Annotated in this window: 18 protein-coding genes; 6 read left to right on the top strand and 12 right to left on the bottom strand. The window is 63.1% G+C overall.

The window, feature by feature from the left end; all coding sequences use genetic code 11:
- The first annotated feature begins 1 nt into the window (after nucleotide 1).
- The 5 genes from lepB (at nucleotide 2) to pdxJ (ending at nucleotide 4,080) form a co-directional block, all read left to right on the top strand.
- A complete protein-coding gene (gene lepB / locus CK910_RS00985) occupies nucleotides 2-925 on the top strand; it encodes a signal peptidase I (protein ID WP_043142178.1) in 924 nt (307 codons plus the stop codon).
- A complete protein-coding gene (gene rnc, locus CK910_RS00980) occupies nucleotides 926-1,597 on the top strand; it encodes a ribonuclease III (RefSeq protein ID WP_043142176.1) in 672 nt (223 codons plus the stop codon).
- Between the two features lie 58 nt (nucleotides 1,598-1,655).
- Nucleotides 1,656-2,561 carry a GTPase Era gene (gene era, locus CK910_RS00975; RefSeq protein WP_065401350.1) on the top strand — a complete coding sequence of 302 codons (906 nt, stop codon included), beginning with the start codon at nucleotides 1,656-1,658 and terminating at the stop codon, nucleotides 2,559-2,561.
- Nucleotides 2,562-3,269, top strand: a complete 708-nt coding sequence (gene recO, locus CK910_RS00970; RefSeq protein WP_042872706.1) for a DNA repair protein RecO — start codon at nucleotides 2,562-2,564, stop codon at nucleotides 3,267-3,269. It begins immediately after the preceding gene.
- A 73-nt stretch (nucleotides 3,270-3,342) separates the two neighbouring features.
- On the top strand, nucleotides 3,343-4,080 hold the full coding sequence (pdxJ, locus tag CK910_RS00965; protein ID WP_042872703.1) for a pyridoxine 5'-phosphate synthase: 738 nt from the start codon (nucleotides 3,343-3,345) through the stop codon (nucleotides 4,078-4,080).
- Nucleotides 4,081-4,164: 84 nt separating this feature from the next.
- Here the strand turns inward: pdxJ and CK910_RS00960 are convergent, their stop codons facing one another.
- The 9 genes from CK910_RS00960 to kbaZ all read right to left on the bottom strand — a co-directional run bounded on the left by CK910_RS00960 (nucleotide 4,165) and on the right by kbaZ (nucleotide 13,336).
- On the bottom strand, nucleotides 4,165-6,054 hold the full coding sequence (locus CK910_RS00960; protein ID WP_098980703.1) for an enterotoxin: 1,890 nt from the start codon (nucleotides 6,052-6,054) through the stop codon (nucleotides 4,165-4,167).
- 124 nt (nucleotides 6,055-6,178) lie between these two features.
- Complete coding sequence (locus tag CK910_RS00955) at nucleotides 6,179-7,033, bottom strand: tagatose bisphosphate family class II aldolase (RefSeq protein WP_043554968.1); 855 nt, start codon at nucleotides 7,031-7,033, stop codon at nucleotides 6,179-6,181.
- The gene (gene nagA / locus CK910_RS00950; RefSeq protein WP_098980702.1) at nucleotides 7,024-8,223 is read right to left on the bottom strand and encodes an N-acetylglucosamine-6-phosphate deacetylase; all 1,200 of its coding nucleotides are present in this window, start codon (nucleotides 8,221-8,223) and stop codon (nucleotides 7,024-7,026) included. Before nagA ends, CK910_RS00955 begins: the two co-directional genes overlap by 10 nt.
- The gene (gene agaF, locus CK910_RS00945; RefSeq protein ID WP_043142160.1) at nucleotides 8,224-8,658 is read right to left on the bottom strand and encodes a PTS galactosamine/N-acetylgalactosamine transporter subunit IIA; all 435 of its coding nucleotides are present in this window, start codon (nucleotides 8,656-8,658) and stop codon (nucleotides 8,224-8,226) included. It abuts the gene before it with no gap.
- 49 nt (nucleotides 8,659-8,707) lie between these two features.
- On the bottom strand, nucleotides 8,708-9,586 hold the full coding sequence (gene agaE / locus CK910_RS00940) for a PTS N-acetylgalactosamine transporter subunit IID (protein WP_043142157.1): 879 nt from the start codon (nucleotides 9,584-9,586) through the stop codon (nucleotides 8,708-8,710).
- Nucleotides 9,576-10,352 (bottom strand): PTS N-acetylgalactosamine transporter subunit IIC, encoded by a 777-nt coding sequence (gene agaW / locus CK910_RS00935; protein WP_043142155.1) that lies wholly within the window; start codon nucleotides 10,350-10,352, stop codon nucleotides 9,576-9,578. The genes agaE and agaW overlap by 11 nt, the downstream gene beginning before the upstream one ends.
- 15 nt (nucleotides 10,353-10,367) lie before the next feature.
- A complete protein-coding gene (gene agaV, locus CK910_RS00930; protein WP_042872688.1) occupies nucleotides 10,368-10,841 on the bottom strand; it encodes a PTS N-acetylgalactosamine transporter subunit IIB in 474 nt (157 codons plus the stop codon).
- Nucleotides 10,841-12,010, bottom strand: coding sequence for an SIS domain-containing protein (locus CK910_RS00925; protein WP_043142149.1), 1,170 nt, complete (start codon nucleotides 12,008-12,010; stop codon nucleotides 10,841-10,843). The genes agaV and CK910_RS00925 overlap by 1 nt, the downstream gene beginning before the upstream one ends.
- A gap of 12 nt (nucleotides 12,011-12,022) precedes the next feature.
- The gene (gene kbaZ / locus CK910_RS00920) at nucleotides 12,023-13,336 is read right to left on the bottom strand and encodes a tagatose-bisphosphate aldolase subunit KbaZ (RefSeq protein ID WP_098980700.1); all 1,314 of its coding nucleotides are present in this window, start codon (nucleotides 13,334-13,336) and stop codon (nucleotides 12,023-12,025) included.
- A gap of 282 nt (nucleotides 13,337-13,618) precedes the next feature.
- On the opposite strand from kbaZ, the gene CK910_RS00915 reads away from it, so the two are divergent.
- Nucleotides 13,619-14,416: a DeoR family transcriptional regulator gene (locus tag CK910_RS00915; protein WP_043142143.1), complete on the top strand. Its 798-nt coding sequence runs from the start codon at nucleotides 13,619-13,621 to the stop codon at nucleotides 14,414-14,416.
- A 70-nt stretch (nucleotides 14,417-14,486) separates the two neighbouring features.
- Here CK910_RS00915 and CK910_RS00910 read toward each other — a convergent pair whose 3' ends face one another.
- The 3 genes from CK910_RS00910 to barA form a co-directional block, all read right to left on the bottom strand.
- Nucleotides 14,487-15,413, bottom strand: coding sequence for an N-acetylmuramoyl-L-alanine amidase (locus tag CK910_RS00910; RefSeq protein WP_098980699.1), 927 nt, complete (start codon nucleotides 15,411-15,413; stop codon nucleotides 14,487-14,489).
- Between the two features lie 3 nt (nucleotides 15,414-15,416).
- Nucleotides 15,417-15,896 (bottom strand): DUF1456 family protein, encoded by a 480-nt coding sequence (locus CK910_RS00905; protein WP_005318863.1) that lies wholly within the window; start codon nucleotides 15,894-15,896, stop codon nucleotides 15,417-15,419.
- A 131-nt stretch (nucleotides 15,897-16,027) separates the two neighbouring features.
- The gene (gene barA / locus CK910_RS00900) at nucleotides 16,028-18,739 is read right to left on the bottom strand and encodes a two-component sensor histidine kinase BarA (RefSeq protein ID WP_098980698.1); all 2,712 of its coding nucleotides are present in this window, start codon (nucleotides 18,737-18,739) and stop codon (nucleotides 16,028-16,030) included.
- Nucleotides 18,740-18,855 lie beyond the last annotated feature (116 nt).

Raw genomic sequence — 18,855 nt, 5'->3', positions numbered from 1 at the left:
GATGGCAAGCACGTTTTCCCTGATCCTGGTGGTGGTCTGCGCGATCACCGGTGTTATCTGGTGTCTGGACAAGATGATCTGGTCCAAGCAGCGGGCCGCCAAGATTGCCGTGGCCCGTGCCCATGGCGGCGCCCATCTGGATGAGAAAACCCTGGCCAAGGTTGCCCCCATGCCGGTCTGGATCGAACAGACCGCGGGTGTCTTCCCGGTCATCACGCTCGTGCTGATCTTGCGTTCGTTCATCTTCGAACCGTTCCAGATCCCGTCTGGCTCCATGATGCCCACCCTGCTGGTGGGCGATTTCATCCTGGTGCAGAAGTTTGCCTATGGCCTCAAGGATCCGGTGACCAACACCAAGTTCCTCGAGACTGGCGAACCCAAACGCGGCGATGTGGTGGTGTTCAAGTATCCGCTGGATACCCGGGTGGACTACATCAAGCGGGTGGTCGGCATGCCGGGTGATCGGGTCATCTATCGCAACAAGGAGCTGATGATCCGGCCCAAGTGCGAGGAGCAGGAAGGGAAAACGTGCCCGGGCTTCCAGAAGCTCGACGTCAAGTTTGAACAAAGGGGTGAATTTACCCAGATGGGGATCCCGCTTGACCGCTATACCGAGCAGCTGGGTGAGGTGTCTCACGAGACTCTTCGCAACCCGCTGATGCCCGATATGGTCGGCCGTTATTATCGCCAGCCCGGCACCTACCCCGACGAGTGGGTGGTGCCGGAAGGTCAGTACTTCGTGATGGGTGATAACCGTGACAACAGTACCGACAGCCGTTTCTGGGGCTTTGTGCCCGAACAGAACCTGGTCGGCAAGGCGGTCGCCATCTGGATAAGTTTTGAATTCGAGCGCGAAGAAGGCTCCCTGCTGCCAAGTTGGGTACCGACAGGTGTGCGCTTCAACCGCATTGGCGGAATCAAGTAAATGAATATCAAAATGAACAGACTGCAGTCCCGTCTCGGGCATGTCTTTCGCGATCAGGAATTGTTGACCCGGGCGCTGACTCACCGTAGCGCCGGTTCCCGTCACAATGAGCGACTGGAATTTTTGGGAGACTCCATTTTGAGTCTGGTGATTGCCGATGCTCTGTTCCACCGCTTCCCGCAAGCGGCGGAAGGGGATCTCAGCCGGATGCGCGCCACCCTGGTGCGCGAGAAGACCCTGGCCGAACTGGGCCGGGAGTTTGACCTCGGGGATCACCTGATCCTCGGGCCCGGCGAACTCAAGAGCGGCGGTTTCCGCCGCGAATCCATTTTGGCCGATACGGTCGAGGCGGTGATCGGCGCCGTCTATCTGGATACTGATCTTGAGGCGGTGCGGGTGCTGCTGCTGAGCTGGTATGCCAGCCGTCTGGACGAAATCAAACCAGGCATAGAGCAGAAGGATCCCAAGACCCGCCTGCAAGAAATTTTGCAGGGAAGCCGCAAATCCCTGCCGACCTACACAGTGACCAACGTCAAGGGCGAGGCCCACAACCAGGAGTTCACAGTCCAGTGCGACGTAGAAGGCCTGGATGGTCCGCTGGTCGGGGTCGGTACCAGTCGTCGCAAGGCCGAACAGGCGGCGGCGCAGCAAGCATTGGAAAGACTGTCATGACTGCTATTGATGCAAGAGGCCGCGGTCTTTCAACACAACAGGCATTGGAAAAACTGTCATGACAGATACAGATACCACCTATTGCGGCTTTGTCGCCATCGTGGGCCGCCCCAACGTGGGCAAGTCCACCCTGCTCAACAAGCTGCTCGGCCAGAAGGTCAGCATCACCTCGAAGAAACCCCAGACTACCCGTCACCGGATTTTGGGGATCGACACCGAGGATAACCATCAGACCATCTATGTGGATACCCCGGGTCTGCACATCGAAGAGAAGCGGGCCATCAACCGCCTGATGAACCGCGCCGCCACCAGTTCGCTGGGGGATGTGGCCATGGTGGTGTTCGTGGTTGACGGTACCCACTGGACCAAGGATGACGAGATGGTGCTCGGCAAGTTGCGCCATCTGCCTTGTCCCGTGGTGCTGGCGGTCAACAAGATCGACAACGTCAAGGACAAGGAAGACCTGCTGCCCCACCTGGAATGGCTGGGCCAGCAGATGAAGTTCTCCCATATCCTGCCCATCAGTGCCGAGAAGGGCACCAACGTGGAGAAGATCCGCGAGTGGTCCAAGGATCTGCTGCCGGAGAACAACTTCTTCTTCCCGGAAGACTACGTGACCGACCGCTCTTCCCGCTTCATGGCCTCCGAGATCATCCGCGAGAAGCTGATGCGTTTCACCGGTGAGGAGCTGCCTTACTCCGTGACCGTGGAGATCGAGCGCTTCAAGGTGGAAGAGAGCGGCATCTATCACATCAACGCCCTGATCCTGGTGGAGCGCGATGGCCAGAAGAAGATGGTCATCGGCAACAAGGGCGAGAAGATCAAGACCATAGGCACAGAGGCTCGCATCGACATGGAGCGCCTGTTCCAGAACAAGGTGTTCCTTGAGCTGTGGGTCAAGGTCAAGGCAGGCTGGGCCGATGACGAGCGCGCCCTGCGCAGTCTCGGCTATGGCGATGACTGATTGCTGAGTCCGGCTTTCGTCATCCACAGTCGGCCCTATCGGGAGACCAGTCAGCTGGTCGAGGTGTTTACCCAGGATAGTGGCCGATTTACCCTGGTGGCTCGCGGTTCTCGCGGGCCACGCTCCCCTCTGAAGGGGCTGCTTCAACCTTTTTCCCTGCTCACCATCAGCTGGCGTGGCAAGGGGGATCTCAAGAATCTCGCCCAGGTCGAATGTCCGGATCACTCCTTGCGACTCGGTGGCGATCGCCTCTTCTACGGCCTCTACCTCAACGAGCTGGTCTACTACCTGCTGGAAGCCCACACTCCCTTTCCCGAGGTGTTTGACGCCTATGCCCGTGCCCTGATGGCGCTGGCTGATGGCGAGACGCCTGAGCTGCCGCTGCGCCGCTTCGAGTTCCTCTTGCTGCAGGCGCTCGGCTATGCGGTGGACTTCGAATACGCCGCCGACGACGAGTCCGCGATCCAGCCCGAGCTGCTCTATGGCTTCGAGCGCGAATTGGGCTTTGTTGCTTGCGAGCGGGCGCCGGATCCCCGTACCCTGTTTCTCGGTGCCCACCTGCTGGCCTTTGCCGAGGGGCGATTCGATACGCCTCCCTTGCTGCAGGCGGCCAAGCGTTTCAGCCGGCTGGCGCTGCAGCCCTATCTGGGAAAACGCCAGTTGAAGAGCCGGGAGCTGTTCTTGAAGCGCAAAGCCAGCACACAGTGACATATGGATATCCGCGCTGACGCCAAGGCGGCAGCCGCACAGTTAACAGATGAAGTGTTTCAAGGAGTCATCAATGAGCGAAATCTATCTGGGTGTGAACATCGATCATATCGCCACCCTGCGCAATGCCCGTGGCACTCAGTATCCTGATCCGGTGCAGGCCGCCTTCGTGGCCGAGCAGGCCGGTGCCGACGGCATTACCATCCACCTGCGGGAAGACCGCCGCCACATCACTGACCGTGATGTCGAGGTGCTGCGCCAGACCATACAGACCAGGATGAACCTGGAGATGGCGGTGACCGAGGAGATGATCGGCATTGCCTGTCGCATCAAGCCTCACTTCGTCTGCCTGGTGCCAGAGAAGCGCACCGAGGTGACCACAGAGGGCGGTCTGGACGTGGCCGGTCAGCTTGACAAAATTACGGATGCGGTGACGCGTCTCTCGGCCATCGGCGCCCAGGTGTCGCTGTTTATCGATGCCGATCCGCACCAGATCGATGCGGCCGCCGAGAGTGGCGCCCCCTTCATCGAGATCCACACCGGCCGTTACGCCGATGCCAGCACGGATGCCGAGCGCAACGCCGAGTTCAAGCGCATCGCCGCCGGCGCCTCCTATGCCGCCGGCAAGGGGCTCAAGGTCAATGCCGGTCACGGCCTGCACTACCACAACGTCAAGGCCATCGCCGCCATCCCCGAGCTCTATGAGCTCAACATCGGCCACGCCATCATAGGCCGCGCCGCCTTCGACGGCCTGACCAAGGCAGTCAGCGACATGCGCCTGCTGATGCAGGAAGCCCGTCAGGGGATCTGACCGACCTGGTTGATGAGAGATGAAAAAGGGACGCCGCGGCGTCCCTTTTGTATGGCATCAGCCACCGGCTGATTGGATCCATGCTTATTTGATGGGCGTCAGCTCCAGGGTGATGAGCTCCAGTGGCGCCAGCTTGATGACCATCCCATCGCTGATTGACGTCGGCACGGTTTTGTTGTCGCCATATAGCGGTTTGATATTAAAGCCTTTCGCCTCTGTGGTGGGCACTTCAAGCTGGCGAGTCGGTTCCAGGAAGAACTGTTGAGGCTGGCTCGAAGGGTTGCGCAGGGTAATGAAAGACTTTGCTGGGCTCCACGCCGCCCAGCCATAGACGGTCAGCAGGGTGGGGTCGCCGCCAATCCAGTGGCTGTCAAACAGCACGGCCTGGTTCTGCTGCGACCAGAGCGCCGCCTTGGCCAGCAGATCCCAGTTCTCGCCGCTCAGCAGCTCCGGGGTGATATAGAGCTCCTGCAGCTGGGTGCCGGTGGCAAAGTAGCTCCAGGCCTGATCGGCAAAATCTTGTGGCGACTGCTGATCCAGATGTTTGGCCTGCTTGGCATAGACAAGCCCGTGCAGCATCAGGGAGTTGAGCGGAAACAGCGGGCCTTGCTTGACGATGGAGCGGTAGGTCTCCGCATCCCGGTAGGTGATCCACTGCTGGACCCTGGAGCCGGGGCCATAGAAGTTGATGTCATCGCCACCGCGCCAGATGGAGTCGGCGAAGAAGAGCCAGGAGGGGGAGGCCGTGGTGCCCGTGGTCAGGTTGATGAAGACCTCCTTGTTGGCGGTGCGGGCATCCGAGATCAGGTGGATGGCGGCATCGAAGTCGCTGGTGAACTGGCTGCCCTTGATCTGCTTGTTGGCGTTGCCTGTGCCGTCGAACTTGAAATGGGTGACGCCCTGATCCTGGATGAGCGACATCACCTTCTGATGGAAATTTTTGTAGTAGACGGGGCCCGAGAGGGCGAACTTGCCATCGCTCAGCTCGTAGCCGAATTCGGCGGCATGGGAGACCCGTTCATCCCTCGGCTTGTTGTAGCCACCCCAGGGAGAGAACCAGATGCCGAGCTGGGCGTGATACTGCTCGGCCGCGGTTTTGAGCTTGCGAAAGCCGTCCGGGAAGTCCTCGCTGAAGCCCCAGTTGCCCTTGCGATCGTCCCAGCCATCGTCGAACAGGAAGCCGCTCATGGTCACGCCGCGCCGGGTGACCAGTGCCTCGCCAAACTGCTTGATGCGGGTCAGGGCGTCGGCTTCGGTGTAGGGGTTGAAGAAGCCGATGTCGAGCCAGGAGTTGTAGTGCAGATAGGGGGCGTAGGGTCTGTCGCGGGCGTCGTTGATGAACTCGTTGAAGTCACGTCTGAGCTGACCCTCGTCGAAGGTGCCGACATAGGTGCGATAGGTGAGCGGCTTGCCCTGCTCCAGCGGCAGCGTGAGCGGGATCAGCTGGCTGACGCCCCCCTCGTAGGCGCGGGTGTTGACCAGTGGATTCTGTGGCGTGATGAAGAAGCTGTCGCTGACGATGGGCGAGCTGTTGATGGCGCCGTAGACAAAGGGTGCCTGGGAGTGGAACGGCAGCATGGAGAAGCCGTTGATCCGCTTGCCATTCTTGAGGGTGTCAAGGGAGAAGTCGATGCTGGCGTAGCGCTTGTCTTTGGCCAGCCGGATCTCGCTCTTGATCAGGAAGTCGGCGTTGCTCAGTGCGATGTCAATGTGGTCCTGCTCTTTGGCAAACGCATCTACAGTGAAGTCGGCCGACGAGGTCAGCCTGTCATCCAGCCCCTTGATATCGAACAGGGTATTCGAGCGGATGACATCCCCGTTCGCCCTGTTGGTGAAGGTGATCTCCTGGAATTTTCCGGCATCCGTTTTGACGCTGATCTGGTACTGGTTGCCCTGCAGCGACATCACCTCGGCCCGGGCGAGGGCGGGCAGGGTCAGCAGGACCAGCAGCGTCATGGCGGTACGTGCGTTCATATTTATCTCCGTATAGATGATGAATGGCGGTGTGACTGGGGTGATGGGGCTTGGCGTCCTCCTGAGGCTGGTGGATTTGCGGGATCTGGTGCGGGCTCACCAGGCTGGCGAGCCCGCAGGCCGGTTACAGCTTGCCGTCGCTCATGCACATGCGGATCTTGGCGGCGACAACTTCCTCCATGGCGGCCATGGCGGGCACCAGATACTGGCGCGGATCGCTGGCATCCGGGTGGGTGGCGAGGAAGGCCTTCATGGCGTCGGAGAAGGCGATCTTCAGCTCGGTGGCCACGTTGACCTTGCACACCCCGAGCTCGATGCAGCGGCGCACGTCCCGGTCGGGAATGCCGGAGGCGCCGTGCAGCACCAGCGGAATGGAGACTCGGTCCCGGATGGCGGCGAGGCGATCGAAGTCGAGGCGCGGCTCCTCCTTGTAGAGACCGTGGGCCGTGCCGATGGCCACCGCGAGGGAGTCGATGCCGGTGCGCGCCACGAACTCGGCCGCCTTGTCCGGATCGGTCAGATGGGCGTTGGCGGCGTCCACTATCAGGTCATCCTCCTGTCCGCCGAGCTGGCCCAGCTCGGCCTCCACGCTCGCCCCCATGCGGTGGCAGAAGGTGACGACCCGCTGCACCTTGGCGACGTTCTCCTCGAATGGCAGGTGGGATGCGTCGATCATGGCGGAGTGGATGCCGGATTCGACCTTGAAGTGGATATCCTGTTCATCTTCGTGGTGGTCCAGGTGCAGCACCAGCGGTATGCGGTACTGGTGGGCCGCCGAGGCGCAGATGGAGACCAGGTATTCGACCCCGGCATGGCGATAGGTGCCCGGTGTGGCGGCCAGGATGACGGGGGAGCTCAGCTGGGCGGCGGTGCGGGCCACCACCTCGACGGTTTCCAGGTTGTGGATGTTGAAGGCCGGTACCGCGTAGCCGCGGCGCTGGGCATCTTTGAGCATTTCGTGGGACGAGATCAGATACATGAGGACTCCTTGGCGCCTTGAGTAGCGTCGGGTTCAGAGAAAGAGGCGGGGGCGCTGGCGGGAGTTATCTCCCTGCCGGCGACCCAGATATGTTGCTGGTAGAGGGCAGGTGTGAGGGCGAGCAGGTTGGCCCGCTTGCCGACGGCCAGCGAGCCGAGCTGGTCGTCGATGCCGAGCATGCGGGCGGGGGCCAGCGATGCCATCTGGATGGCTTCGGCAAGGGGCACTCCGGCCAGATGCACCATGTTGCGCACGGCCCCGAGCAGGGTGAGGGTGCTGCCCGCCAGGCCGCCGGTGGCGGTGCGCACCACTCCGTCCTTCATCTCCACCCGGTAGTCACCGAGCAGGTAGTGGCCGTCCGGCATGCCGGCGGCGCGCATGGCATCCGTTATGAGCAGCAGGCGATCCCCGGCGCAGCGATGGCACAGCTTGAGTACGGTTGGATGCACATGATGGCCATCGGCGATGAGCTCCAGCCAGGCGGTGGGATGCACCAGGCCGGCCCCTACCATGCCGGGTTCCCTGTGGTGCAGTCCGCGCATGCCGTTGAAACAGTGCACCAGACCGGTTGCGCCGGCCGTCAGTGCCGCCTGTGTGGTGTCGTGGCCGGCGGCGGAGTGACCCAGCATGACCCGGATGCCGGCCGCCTTGAGGTGGCAGATGGCCGCCAGGGCGTTGGCCTTCTCGGGGGCGAGGGCGACGACCTTCAGGGTGCCGCGTGCCTGGCGCTGCAACTGCGCCAGCTCGGCCAGGTCGAGTTCCCGGAACAGGGCAGGATCGTGGGCGCCCTTGTTGTCGGGGGTGAAGTAGGGGCCCTCCAGATAGCTGCCGAGCAGCTGGGCGCCCGGCATGCCGCTCTCCATGGCATCGGCGACCCGGCTCAGGGCGCGTGTGATGGCGGGTAGCGGTGCCGTGACAGTGGTGGCGAGGAAGGCACCGACCCCTTCCGCCGCCTTGGCGAGGGAAAGCCGGGCCAGCACGCCGGTCTCCTCGTCCATCACGTCGACGCCGGCCCCGCCGTGCACGTGGCCATCGATGAGGGCGGGCACCAGCAACTCGACCTCCCGCACCGGATCGTCGGCCGGGATGGGGGCGATGGCGGTGATGATGCCGTCCTCATGGGCAAGCATTTGATGTTCCAGCCAACCCTGCTCGGTCAGCAGGCGACGGGCCCGGATCCGTGTTGCCATCTAGATACCCTCCTCGACCCGCGATTCGGCCCGCTCGCGCGCCAGCTCGTCCACCAGGCTGGTGAGGCCGCGATGGCCGCAGCACAGGGCCTGCTCGCGAAACTGGGACGGGGTCAGCTCGCCGCGATCCATGGTCATCTCCAGCAGCAACTGCAGATTGGTGCCGGTCACGACTTCCCGGTCTGGCTGGCGCAGCGCCAGGGTGGAGGCGACCCGAAACGGGGTGCCACCCAGCAGGTCGGTCAGAAAGACCACGCCGTCGCCACGGTCGACCCGCGCCAGTGCCGCCTCGCACTGGCCCTGCAGCAGGGCCGTGGTGGAGGATTCCGGAAAGTCGATGGCGACCACCGCCTCCTGCTCGCCGAGGATCTGGTTCATGGCCTGCTCCATGCCGCTGGCGAAGCCGCCATGACCGCAAATGATGATGCCCAACATAAGGTGTTCCTTTACAGCAAAGGGGGGCCGGCCTGTCGCCGGCACCGGATTAGAGGAAGCCTGCAAACTTGCCGACGATACCGAGCGCGACCGTGATGACGATGAGGCGTAGCGGGCTCCAGCCGCGGCGGATCAGCGCATACATGGCCAGGGTGTAGAGCAGCGGCAGGAAGGCTGGCATCAGCTTGTCGAGCACGTCCGCCTGCAGCTTCACTACGGCATCACCGGCGGTGATCTCCAGGGTGGTGCCGAGCCGCACATAGGTGGCGACCAGGGCGCCGATCACCGTCATGCCGACGATGGAGGCGGCATGTCCCACCTTGCGGGTGTTGGCCTTGATGAGCGGAATGGCGGCGACCCCCATGCGGTAGGCGTAGTGCGCCAGCCCGAAGCGCAGGCCGAAGTGCACCACATTGAACAGCAGGAAGAAGAACACGGCGCCCATGATGGAGCCCTGCAGCGCCAGATCGGCGCCGATCCCGCCGCAGATGGGCAGCAGGGTGAGCCAGAACATGGCATCCCCGATCCCGCCGAGCGGCGCACCGACCGCGATCTTGGTGCTCTGTATGCTGTTGACGTTCTGCTTGGATCGCTCCATCGCCAGCACTATGCCCATCACGAAAGTGACCAGGAAAGGGTGGGTGTTGAAGAAGCCCATGTGCCCCTTCATGGCCCGGGAGAGATCCTTGGGGTTGGTGTGGATCTTCTGCAGCGCCGGCAGCAGGCCGTAGAGCCAGCCGGATGCCTGCATCCGCTCGTAGTTGAAGGAGGCCTGCAACAGCAGGGAGCGCCAGGCGAAGCGATTGATGTCCTGGCGGGTCAGCTCGGCCCCCAGTTGCTGATCTTCGTAGACGTCGTCGGAGACGGTGCGGGTCGGTTGCGGCTCGGCCGCCGGGGCGATCTGCCGGGCTGTATTGTTAGATACCATCTTCAGTTTCCTCCTGGGTGGGGCGGGCTTGCGGCGCCGGGTCCTTGCGCATGAAGTCGATCAGGGCCATGGCCAGAGCGGCCGCGGCTATGGCCAGCACCGGCAGCTTGAGCCAGGCGGCGGCGACGAAGCCGAGGATGAAGTAGGGGATGTAGACGTTCTTCATCATGATCTTGAGCAGCACAGCGAAGCCGATGGCGGGCATGATGCCGCCGGCGACCCCGAGGCCGTCGATGAGGCGGGCGGGCAGCACGTCGATGGCGGTCTTGGCGTGTTCTGCCCCGAAGTAGGTGGGCAGGAAGGCGCACAGGAAGTAGAAGGTGCCGAGCGCCAGCAGGGCTAGGTAGTTGACCCGCTCTATGCCGCGGGTATCGCCAGCTTCCGCCATCCGGTCACAGCGGGACATGACCCCCGACATCACCGAGAAGAGGAAGGTGATCCCCATCTGGACCGCCACCGCGAACGGCACCGCAACCCCGACCGCCACATCCGGCTTGACCCCGGTGGTGATGGCGAAGGTGGCGCCGACTATGGTGCCTATGATGACGTTGGGTGGTTGCGCCCCCGCCAGCGGTGCCAGCCCCATCCAGACCAGCTCCAGGGTGCCGCCCACCAGTATGCCGGTGGGCAGGTCGCCGAGGATCAGGCCCACCAGCGGACCCAGTACCACGGGCCTGTGGAAGTGAGTCAGGCCGTTGAACAGGTCAAGTCCGGCGAAGAACGCCAGAATGCCCAGCAAGAGCCCTTGCAATAAACTGATTTCCATCACAATTGTCCTTAATCAGATCAGGTTGAAAATGTCCTGTGCCGGTTCGGTCGGCACTCCCTGGACAAAGCACTCGACGTGGGCGTCCTGCAGGGCGCGAAACGCCGCTATGTCCGTCTCATCCACGGATACCGTCTTGTGGATCTGACGCTTGCCGTCGGCGTAGTGCATGTTGCCGACGTTGATGCGGGGGATGGGCACGCCCCCCGCGACCAGGGTGCGAAAATCCGTCGGGTTCTTGCACACCAGCAATATCTTCTGGCGATCGGCGGCCTTGCCTATGTTGTCGATCACCTTCTGCAGCGGCCAGAAGCGCACCGCTATCCCCTCCGCCAGCACCATCTCCATCAGGTTCTGCTGTATGGGGTCTTCCGCCACCTCGTCATTGGCCACCAGCACCAGGTTGGCGCCGGCAAACCCGACCCATTGCACCCCGACCTGACCGTGGATCAGGCGCTCGTCGATACGGCTCAGCACTATGTTGGGCATCAGACGCCTCCTTGCTGGTTGAACGGATAGATGTTGACGCCCTGCACGACCCGGTTGACCCGGCCGCTCGGGCAGGGATTGTCCGGGGTGATGCCCAGCGCCAGCGCCGTGTGGAAGGCGTAGTACTGGGCGTAGAGCAGGTAGCAGAACGCCAGTTCGGCATCGTCGCCGTTGAGGGGGGTGGGCAGGTAGATATGCTCGCCTTCCTCGATGGCGGGATGGTGCCGATCGGCCAGGGCGACGACCCGGGCGGCGTGGCCCTCCTGGCGCAGCTCGCCGAGCAGGTCCAGATCGTACTGGCGGGTGTAGGGATCGTTGGAGATCATCAGCACTATCAGGGTCTGGCGGTTGATGGCCGACTTGGGCCCGTGGCGAAAACCTGTGGGGGAGTCGTACATGGCCATCAGCTGACCCGAGGTGAGTTCAAGCAGCTTGAGCGCGGCCTCCTGGGCCACTCCTTGCAGGCTGCCGCTGCCGAGGTAGATGACCCGCTCCGGCAGCGGTTGATTCCACTCGGGCACGCTCAGTTCGGCCTGGGGCAGAATGGCGTCCCCCAGGGCGATGAGCGGCTGGCTGGCGGCGGGATTGAACTGGCGCGGCAGGAACACCGCCAGGCAGCTCAGCATCATGCTGGTCAGGCTGCTGGTCATGGCGAAGCTGCGGTCGTGGGTCTGGGGCGGCATCAGCAGCGCCAGGGAGCGGGCATCCTTCTGGCAGCGACGATAGAGTTCCCCCTCGCCGTTGCAGGTGAGCACCAGGTGGTGGCACTCGCTCAGCAGCTGGCTGGCCAGCTCGACCGCGGCCACGCTCTCCGGGCTGTTGCCGGAGCGGGCGAAGGAGATGAGCAGGGTCGGGCAATCCTGCGCCAGGTATTCGCCAGGGTCTGTGACTATGTCGGTGGTGGCGATCGCCTCGAAGCGGCCATTGAGTCTGGCGCAGAGGTAGGGTGCCAGGGCCCGGCCGGCAAAGGCGGAGGTGCCGGCGCCGGTCAGGATCACCCGCAGGTTGCCCCGGGACAGCAGGGGCAGCAGGAAGCGTTCTATGGTGGCGCGGCACTCTTCCACCATGGTGAGAGTCTCCCGCCAGGCGGCGGGTTGCTGGCGGATTTCGCGGGCGGTGGCCAGGCCGTTGGCCTTGCGCAGTGTCTCTTCTGGATAACCGAGGATCATCTCTACAACTCCTTATGCAACCGGGGTGAGCCGGGAATGACTGGCGGGGGTGGTGCCACAGGCATGGGCGTATTGGCGCAGCACCTCCTGCACCTGATCGAGAATGAGGTCGTGGGCCCTGGCCGACAGCGTGCCCTGGCGTACCTTGCGGTATTGCAGCGGCAGATGCTGGCTGAGCAGCGGCAGGGGAATGGGCTCGGCGGCCAGGTTGGCGAGCAGCCGGGCGTAGCAGTCGTCGACCCGGCTGTCGGGCCAGTAGTAGCGAATGCGGTCGGAATAGCTGTAACCGCGGGCCAGCCGGCACTCGTTGGCATTGCCCTGATAGTGGCTGCGCCAGAAGTCGGGGCGATCCAGCATTGTCTCCTCCAGCACCTGGCGCAGACCCGAGCAGGCGCGGGCTACCACCAGCTCCTCCTCGATGGCGGCGAGGGCGAACAGCGCCTCCCGCAGGGCGAAGGTGAGGGCCGGGCCGACCTTGAGGATGGCGAAGTGATCGCGCACCAGCTGGCAGTAGGCGTCCGGTGTCTGGTAGTCGGTGGAGTGCGCCTCGAACACCAGATGGGGATAGGCTTCGATCATCCGGCTGAGAGGGGCGGCCTTGTCGGATCGGTAGTCGATGACATGGGTGTGATCGAACTCCACCCCGGGTTGCACCACCAGACCGATCACCCTGGGCCAGATGGCGTCGAGCCCGACCCTGGCGAAGGCCTGCTGGTGGGTGTTCAAGGTATGGCGGGCGGCTTCCGGTGTGGTCGCGGCCAGCTCGGCCAGTTGCTCATGGGCGCCGCCCGGTACCGGCACCTCTGTGCCTATCACATAGACCAGATCGCAACAGCCAAACTCGGCCTGGCAGGTCTGCTCGGCGACCAGGGCCAGCCGGGCGGCCCGCTCGGCGACCAGCTCATCGGGGAGCGGCACAGGATCCCCCAGGCAGGACATGCTGCAATCGAGGTGGATCTTCTTGAAGCCGGCGGCGACATAGCTGGCGATCAGCACCTCGGCGTGTTCCATGGCCTGCTCGGCCGGCTCACTCTGCCAGCGGTTGGGGCCCAGGTGATCGCCTCCCAATACCAGTCGCTGCAAGGGAAAGTCGCACTCGGCGGCGAGCCGGTGCAGGCGATCGCGAAAATCCACTGGTGTCATGCCGGTATAGCCGCCGAATTGATCCACCTGATTGGAGGTGGCCTCGACCAGCAGCAGATCATCTCCTTGTGCCGCCAGCCGCAGGGCGGCCTCCAGCACCAGCGGGTGGGCAGAGCAGACGGCATGGATCCCGACCGGTTCCCCCTGCTTGTGTCGTGCGATCAGTGCCAGCATTGATTTCATTTCCCTCTTCCTCATGGCTGAATGCGATTTTAATCTTTCGATGTCTTTCTTTACCCTACCCCCCCCTAGGCGTCTCGCCCCTTTAACGAAACAAAAGCGTGCTCGCATCTTGAGCAAGATCACAAAAAGAAATGAATCGAAAGGTTTTTGACGTTCCGGAAGAGTCTCGTGAGGCTTTTTAAACCAATGAAAGCTTGATTTGGCATAAAGGCTGGGTGTTAATAGGCAAACGTAACGAAGTGAAAGCCCCGGTTTTCACCACAGCACTCCGGCAGAGAGACTATGCAAACAACCGAAAAAAGCGTGCTCGGCACCAGCGAGCGGCGGGAACGCATCATTCAGCAACTGCGCAGTAATGGCAGCGTCCAGGTCAACGAGCTGGCCAGTCACTATCAGGTATCCACAGTCACCATTCGCAACGATCTGGCGTTTCTGGAGAAGCAGGGGGTGGCGGTACGCGCCTATGGCGGCGCCCTCTTGTGCGAACCGAATCAGGCGGTGCCCGAGCGCACCATAGCCGACAAGAGCGTGCTCAATACCCCGGTCAAGCAGCGTATCGGTGCCATGGCGGCGAGCCTGGTGCAGGCGGGGAGTCGGCTCATTCTCGACTCGGGGACCACCACCCTGGAGGTGGCGCGTCATCTGCGCGAGCATCAGGAGATAGTGGTGATGACCAACGGCATGAACGTGGCCAATGCCCTGCTGGAGGCTGAGGGGGTGGAGCTGCTGATGACGGGGGGGCACCTGCGCCGCAAGTCGCTCTCTTTCTACGGCGCCCAGGCGGATTTGTCCCTGCAGAACTACCACTTCGACCTGCTGTTTCTCGGGGTGGATGGCATCGATCTGGAGCGCGGCGTCAGCACCCATCATGAGGATGAGGCGCGCCTCAACCGCTGCATGTGCCACGTGGCCGAGCGCATCATAGTGGTGACGGATTCCAGCAAGTTTGGGCGCTTGAGCCTGCACAAGATAGTCGACACCCGGCGCATCCACACCCTGATCACGGATGACGCCATTGCGGCCGAGACCCTGGCCGGGCTGCGCCAGGCGGGGATAGAGGTGCTGCTGGTGCCAGCCTGATCCGGGCCGCGAAAAGGGATTGAGAAAGAGGGACGCCATGGCGTCCCTCTTTCGTTGTCAGGAGAGGCGCTCAGCCCGGCTCGGGGAAGTAACGCTCCAGCAGGGCTGTGAGTATGGCCTGGCTCTGTTCATCGGGCTCGCCGCTGACCAGGGCGGGGCGGAAATGGAGCTGGAAGGCGCGCAGGGCGGCCCGGCTCTGCTCATCCCAGGCGCCGCTTGAGGCGACCCCATAGCCGTAACGGGCGAGCTGCTGTTGCCAGGTGAGGGCATCCCAGGCGGGGGCCGGTTGTTGGCGCAGGGCCGTGACTCTGGCCTCGTCTGGCCAGGCACCGACCCCGTAGTGCAGGGCGAGCTCGCGCCAGGGGAAGTGGGGGCCGGGATCCTGCTTGCGCTCGGGGGCGACATCGCTGTGGGCCAGCACCTGGGTTGGCGGTATTTGATAGCGCTGCACCAGCTCCTGGGTGAGGGCGCCGATGGCGGCAATTTGCGCCCGGGTGTAAGGCTGCCAGCGTCGCTGGTGGGCGGGTAGCAGCTCATCTTCCGGCGGATAGCCCAGGTTGACGATTTCGATGCCGAGGGAGCTGGCGTTGAGCCCCGCATACTGGTGCCAGCGACTGCGGCCCGCATGCCAGGCGCGCTGGCTGTCGGGCACCAGCTGGTAGACGGGGAGCGGCGTCTGGTCGGTGTCGCGGGGGATCAGGTAGTGGGCGCTCACCTGGTGGGCCGGTTCGGTCAGCAGGCGCAGTGAGTGGGCATCGTCCTCATCCGTGTAGTGCAGGATCAGGAAGGCGATGCGTTCATTCTGGTTGGCGCTGGGGTAACGGGACGAGAGCTGATAGGGGGCTGGCTGGCAGGCGCTCAGCAGCAGTATGAGGCAGAGTGGCCATAATCGCAGCCACCTGGCCCTGTTCGCGCCCGGAGCGGGAAGGCGCAACGGCCAGCGCCGCCCACTGACCAGCGAGAGGCGGGCTGACAGTGAGCGGAGACGCTGGCCCATGACTCAGGCGCGGTACTTGGCAGTGAGGCCGATGAGGAAGTTGCGCAGGATCTGATCCCCGCAATCCTGATAGTGCTTGTGATCCTTGGAGCGGAACAGGGCACTCAGTTCGGACTTGGAGAGGTTGAAGTCGGCGAGCTTGAGGGTGCCGAGCATGTCCTCTTCTTTGTAGTTCAGGCCGATGCGCAGCTTGCGCAGTATCATGTTGTTGTTGATCCGGTTCGGGATCACCTGGGCCGGGGCATCTTCCCGCACACCGCGGCGCGCTATGATGAAGCCGTCGAGGAACTGGCTCAGGGCCGCATCGGGGCAGGCGACATAGCCAGCCTCCTGCTCTTCCCCTTCGGCGGCTTCTTTCATCAGCCAGCTGTGCAGCTGGGCGTGAGTGACCGTCAGGTTGCCCTTGGCAAACATCTCGACCATCTGGTCATTGCTGATGGTGAGGGCGTAGCGCAGACGGCGCAGAATATCGTTGTTGGTCATGTTGACTCCTGTAGAAACGGCGCAACTTTACCATCTGGCGCGCCCCGCGTCAGAAAAAGCGGGGCAGGCCCTGTCAGGAAAAGGGGGCAAGGGACTGCTGCCAATGGCGGGCAGCCCTGCATCCCGCTCATTCAGACGAGGTAGCGTGGCGCCTCCTGACGCACCTGCTCCATCGCATCCTGCAACTCCAGCAATTCGGGTTCCAGCTCGCTGACCGGCACCCCGTCGCGCAGCTGCTGTTCCAGCTGGGAGAGCAGCCGTTGCAGGCCGGGCACCCCGGAATAGGCGCAGCCGCCGTTGAGGCGGTGCAGCTGGGCCAGCACCTCGGCATCCTCCACCTGACCGGCGAGGGCCGCCTCCAGCACGGGATCCACCTCGTCGAAACTGGCCATCAACATGGTCAGCATCTCCTTGGCGAGATCCAGCTTGCCGGCGGCCTGACGCACCGCCAGAGACCAGTCTATCTGCTGATCCGCGTGGTTCTGGTGGCGACGGTGGGCGAAGTCGGTGATCAGCTGGGCCAGCATGCTCTCGTCGATGGGCTTGGCCAGATAGTCATCCATCCCCTGCCGGATCAGCCGCTCCCGCTCGCCGGGAATGGCGTGGGCGGTCACCGCCACGATCGGCGTCTCTGTGTTGAGGGACTGGCTGCGGATCGCCTGGGTGGCGCTGATGCCATCCATGATCGGCATCTGTATATCCATGAAGATGATGTCGAATGGCTGGCTCTGGGCCAGTCTGACCGCCTCCTTGCCGTTCTTGCACACCACCACCTGGCTCACCATCTCCTTGAGCATGGCGGCGATCAGCTTGAGGTTGGCCGCATTGTCGTCCACCGCCAGCACCTTGACTTGCTGCACCTGGCGCTGGGTCGGGGCGGGCAGCGGCGCGCTCTTGGCTGCCTCGGGGGAGAGCAGGGCGTGCAGCAGCTTGCGGTGGTTGGTGGGCTTGGAGAGACAGTGCTGGGCGCCGTGGGCCAGCATGGCATCATAGAGCGCAGGCTCGTGGCTGCTGAGCAGCACTATGGTGTTCTGCTGGCCGTCCAGCCCGTCGAGGCGGGCGATCACCTGCTGAGGTGTGTGCAGTGTGCTGCTGCCGATGATCACCATGTCCTGGTTGCTCATCTCGGGCCAGATGGTGTCGATGGCGAGCGACTGCACATCCAGCTGCCACTCCGCCAGCAGGGCGCAGAGGGAGGAGTGGCTGAAGGGATCCGGCTCCAGCAGCCAGACTCGTTTGCCCTGGATGCGATCCAGCGGCAGCTTGTCGGTCTGGGGCAGGGGAGAGACGTCCATGTCCAGGCTGAAGGAGAAGACGGAGCCCTTGCCCAGTTCGGATTCGAAACGGATCTGGCCCCCCATCTGCTGCACCAGCTTCTGGGTAATGACGAGGCCGAGGCCAGTGCCGCCGTAGCGGCGCGAGATGGAGGAGTCGGCCTGGTTGAAGGCCTGGAACAGCTGGCGCTGCTGCTCTTCCGAGATGCCGATGCCGGTATCGCGGATCAGCACGTTGAGCCGCACCTTGTTGCCGTTGCTGCCGCCTGTCTGCTCGATGCGCACATCCACGTTGCCGCGCTCGGTGAACTTGATGGCGTTGCCGGTGAGGTTGGTCAGCACCTGCTGCAGGCGCATGGGGTCGCCGGTGAGGTAGTCCGGCACCTCGGCATCCACCTGCAGGGAGAGTTCGAGCTGCTTGTCGTGGGCGCTGGGGCCGAGCAGGTGCATGGTCTCGTTGAGGGTGTCGCGCAGGCTGAATGGTATGTGTTCCAGCTGCAGCTTGCCCGCCTCCAGCTTGGAGAAGTCGAGGATGTCGTTGATGATGCCGAGCAGGTTGCGGGCCGACTTCTCTATGGTCTGCATGTAGTCGGTCTGGCTCGGGGTCAGCGCCGTCTTGAGCAGCTGGCGGGTGAAGCCGATGACGCCGTTGAGCGGGGTGCGCAGCTCGTGGGACATGTTGGCGAGGAACTCGGATTTGACCCGCGCCGCCTCCTGCGCCCGCTTCTTGGCCATGTCGAGCTCGACGTTCTGGATCTCTATCTGTTCAAGTGTCTCCCGCAGATCCGAGGTCGCCTGATCGATGTTCTGCTGCATCTCCTCGTGATATTCCGAGAGCGCCTTGGCCATGGCGTTGATGCCGTTTTTCAGCATGTCCAGCTCGCCGGTGAGCTGGCCGCTGACCCGGGTGTCGAGTCGCCCCTCCCTGATCTTGTGCACCGCCTGCACCATGTCGGTGATGGGCTGGGTCACGCTCTTGACCAGCCTGAAGCCAAACAGGGTACTGACGGCCAGACCGATGAGCACCATGATCACCGCGAAGAAGGTGTCTCGATACTGCAGGATCATGGCCCTGTCTGTGGTCATCTGCATGGAGATGTAGCCGATCATGGGCGGCTCCACATCGCTGGGCAGTGGGAAACCATCCATGCTGGTCTCGGCCTGGATCGGGGTGCGCAATATGATGTCGTCACCGTACAGGGTGACGCTGGTCAGCTCGGGGATCTGGCTGCCATCGGGCAGCCGCAGCCGGGTGAAGTCCCTGTGGTAGTTGGACGTCACGAACAGCTGGTTGTCCTGGGTGAAGACGGCGATGGACTTGATGAGCGGCGAATTCTTGCGGTGGGTCAGGCCAATCAGCCGCTTGAGCGACTCCCGGCTGTGCTGGGTCATGCCGTATTCACTGGCGATGGCCAGCGGCTCTATGATGTTGATGCCCTGATCGATCAGGTTGTTTTCCAGCTGCTGGTAGCGGTGGAAGGTGAAATAGCCGGCCATCAGGCCGCCAATGATCAGGGTCGGCAATATGGTAAAGGCCAGCACCCGGGCTCGCAGGCCGTACTTGGTCATGCGAATGGTCCCCCGATCATCAGGGTGGGCAAGATGGTCAATGGCACGGCATGAGCGCGCAGGCCGGATTGGGTCATGCGGATAGTCCCCCGAAGAGCAGGGTTGGCAAGAGGGCA

It is taken from the genome of Aeromonas sp. CA23 (assembly GCF_002587065.1).
Classification (GTDB): domain Bacteria; phylum Pseudomonadota; class Gammaproteobacteria; order Enterobacterales; family Aeromonadaceae; genus Aeromonas; species Aeromonas bestiarum.
This window is presented reverse-complemented; position numbering and strand designations above follow the sequence as displayed.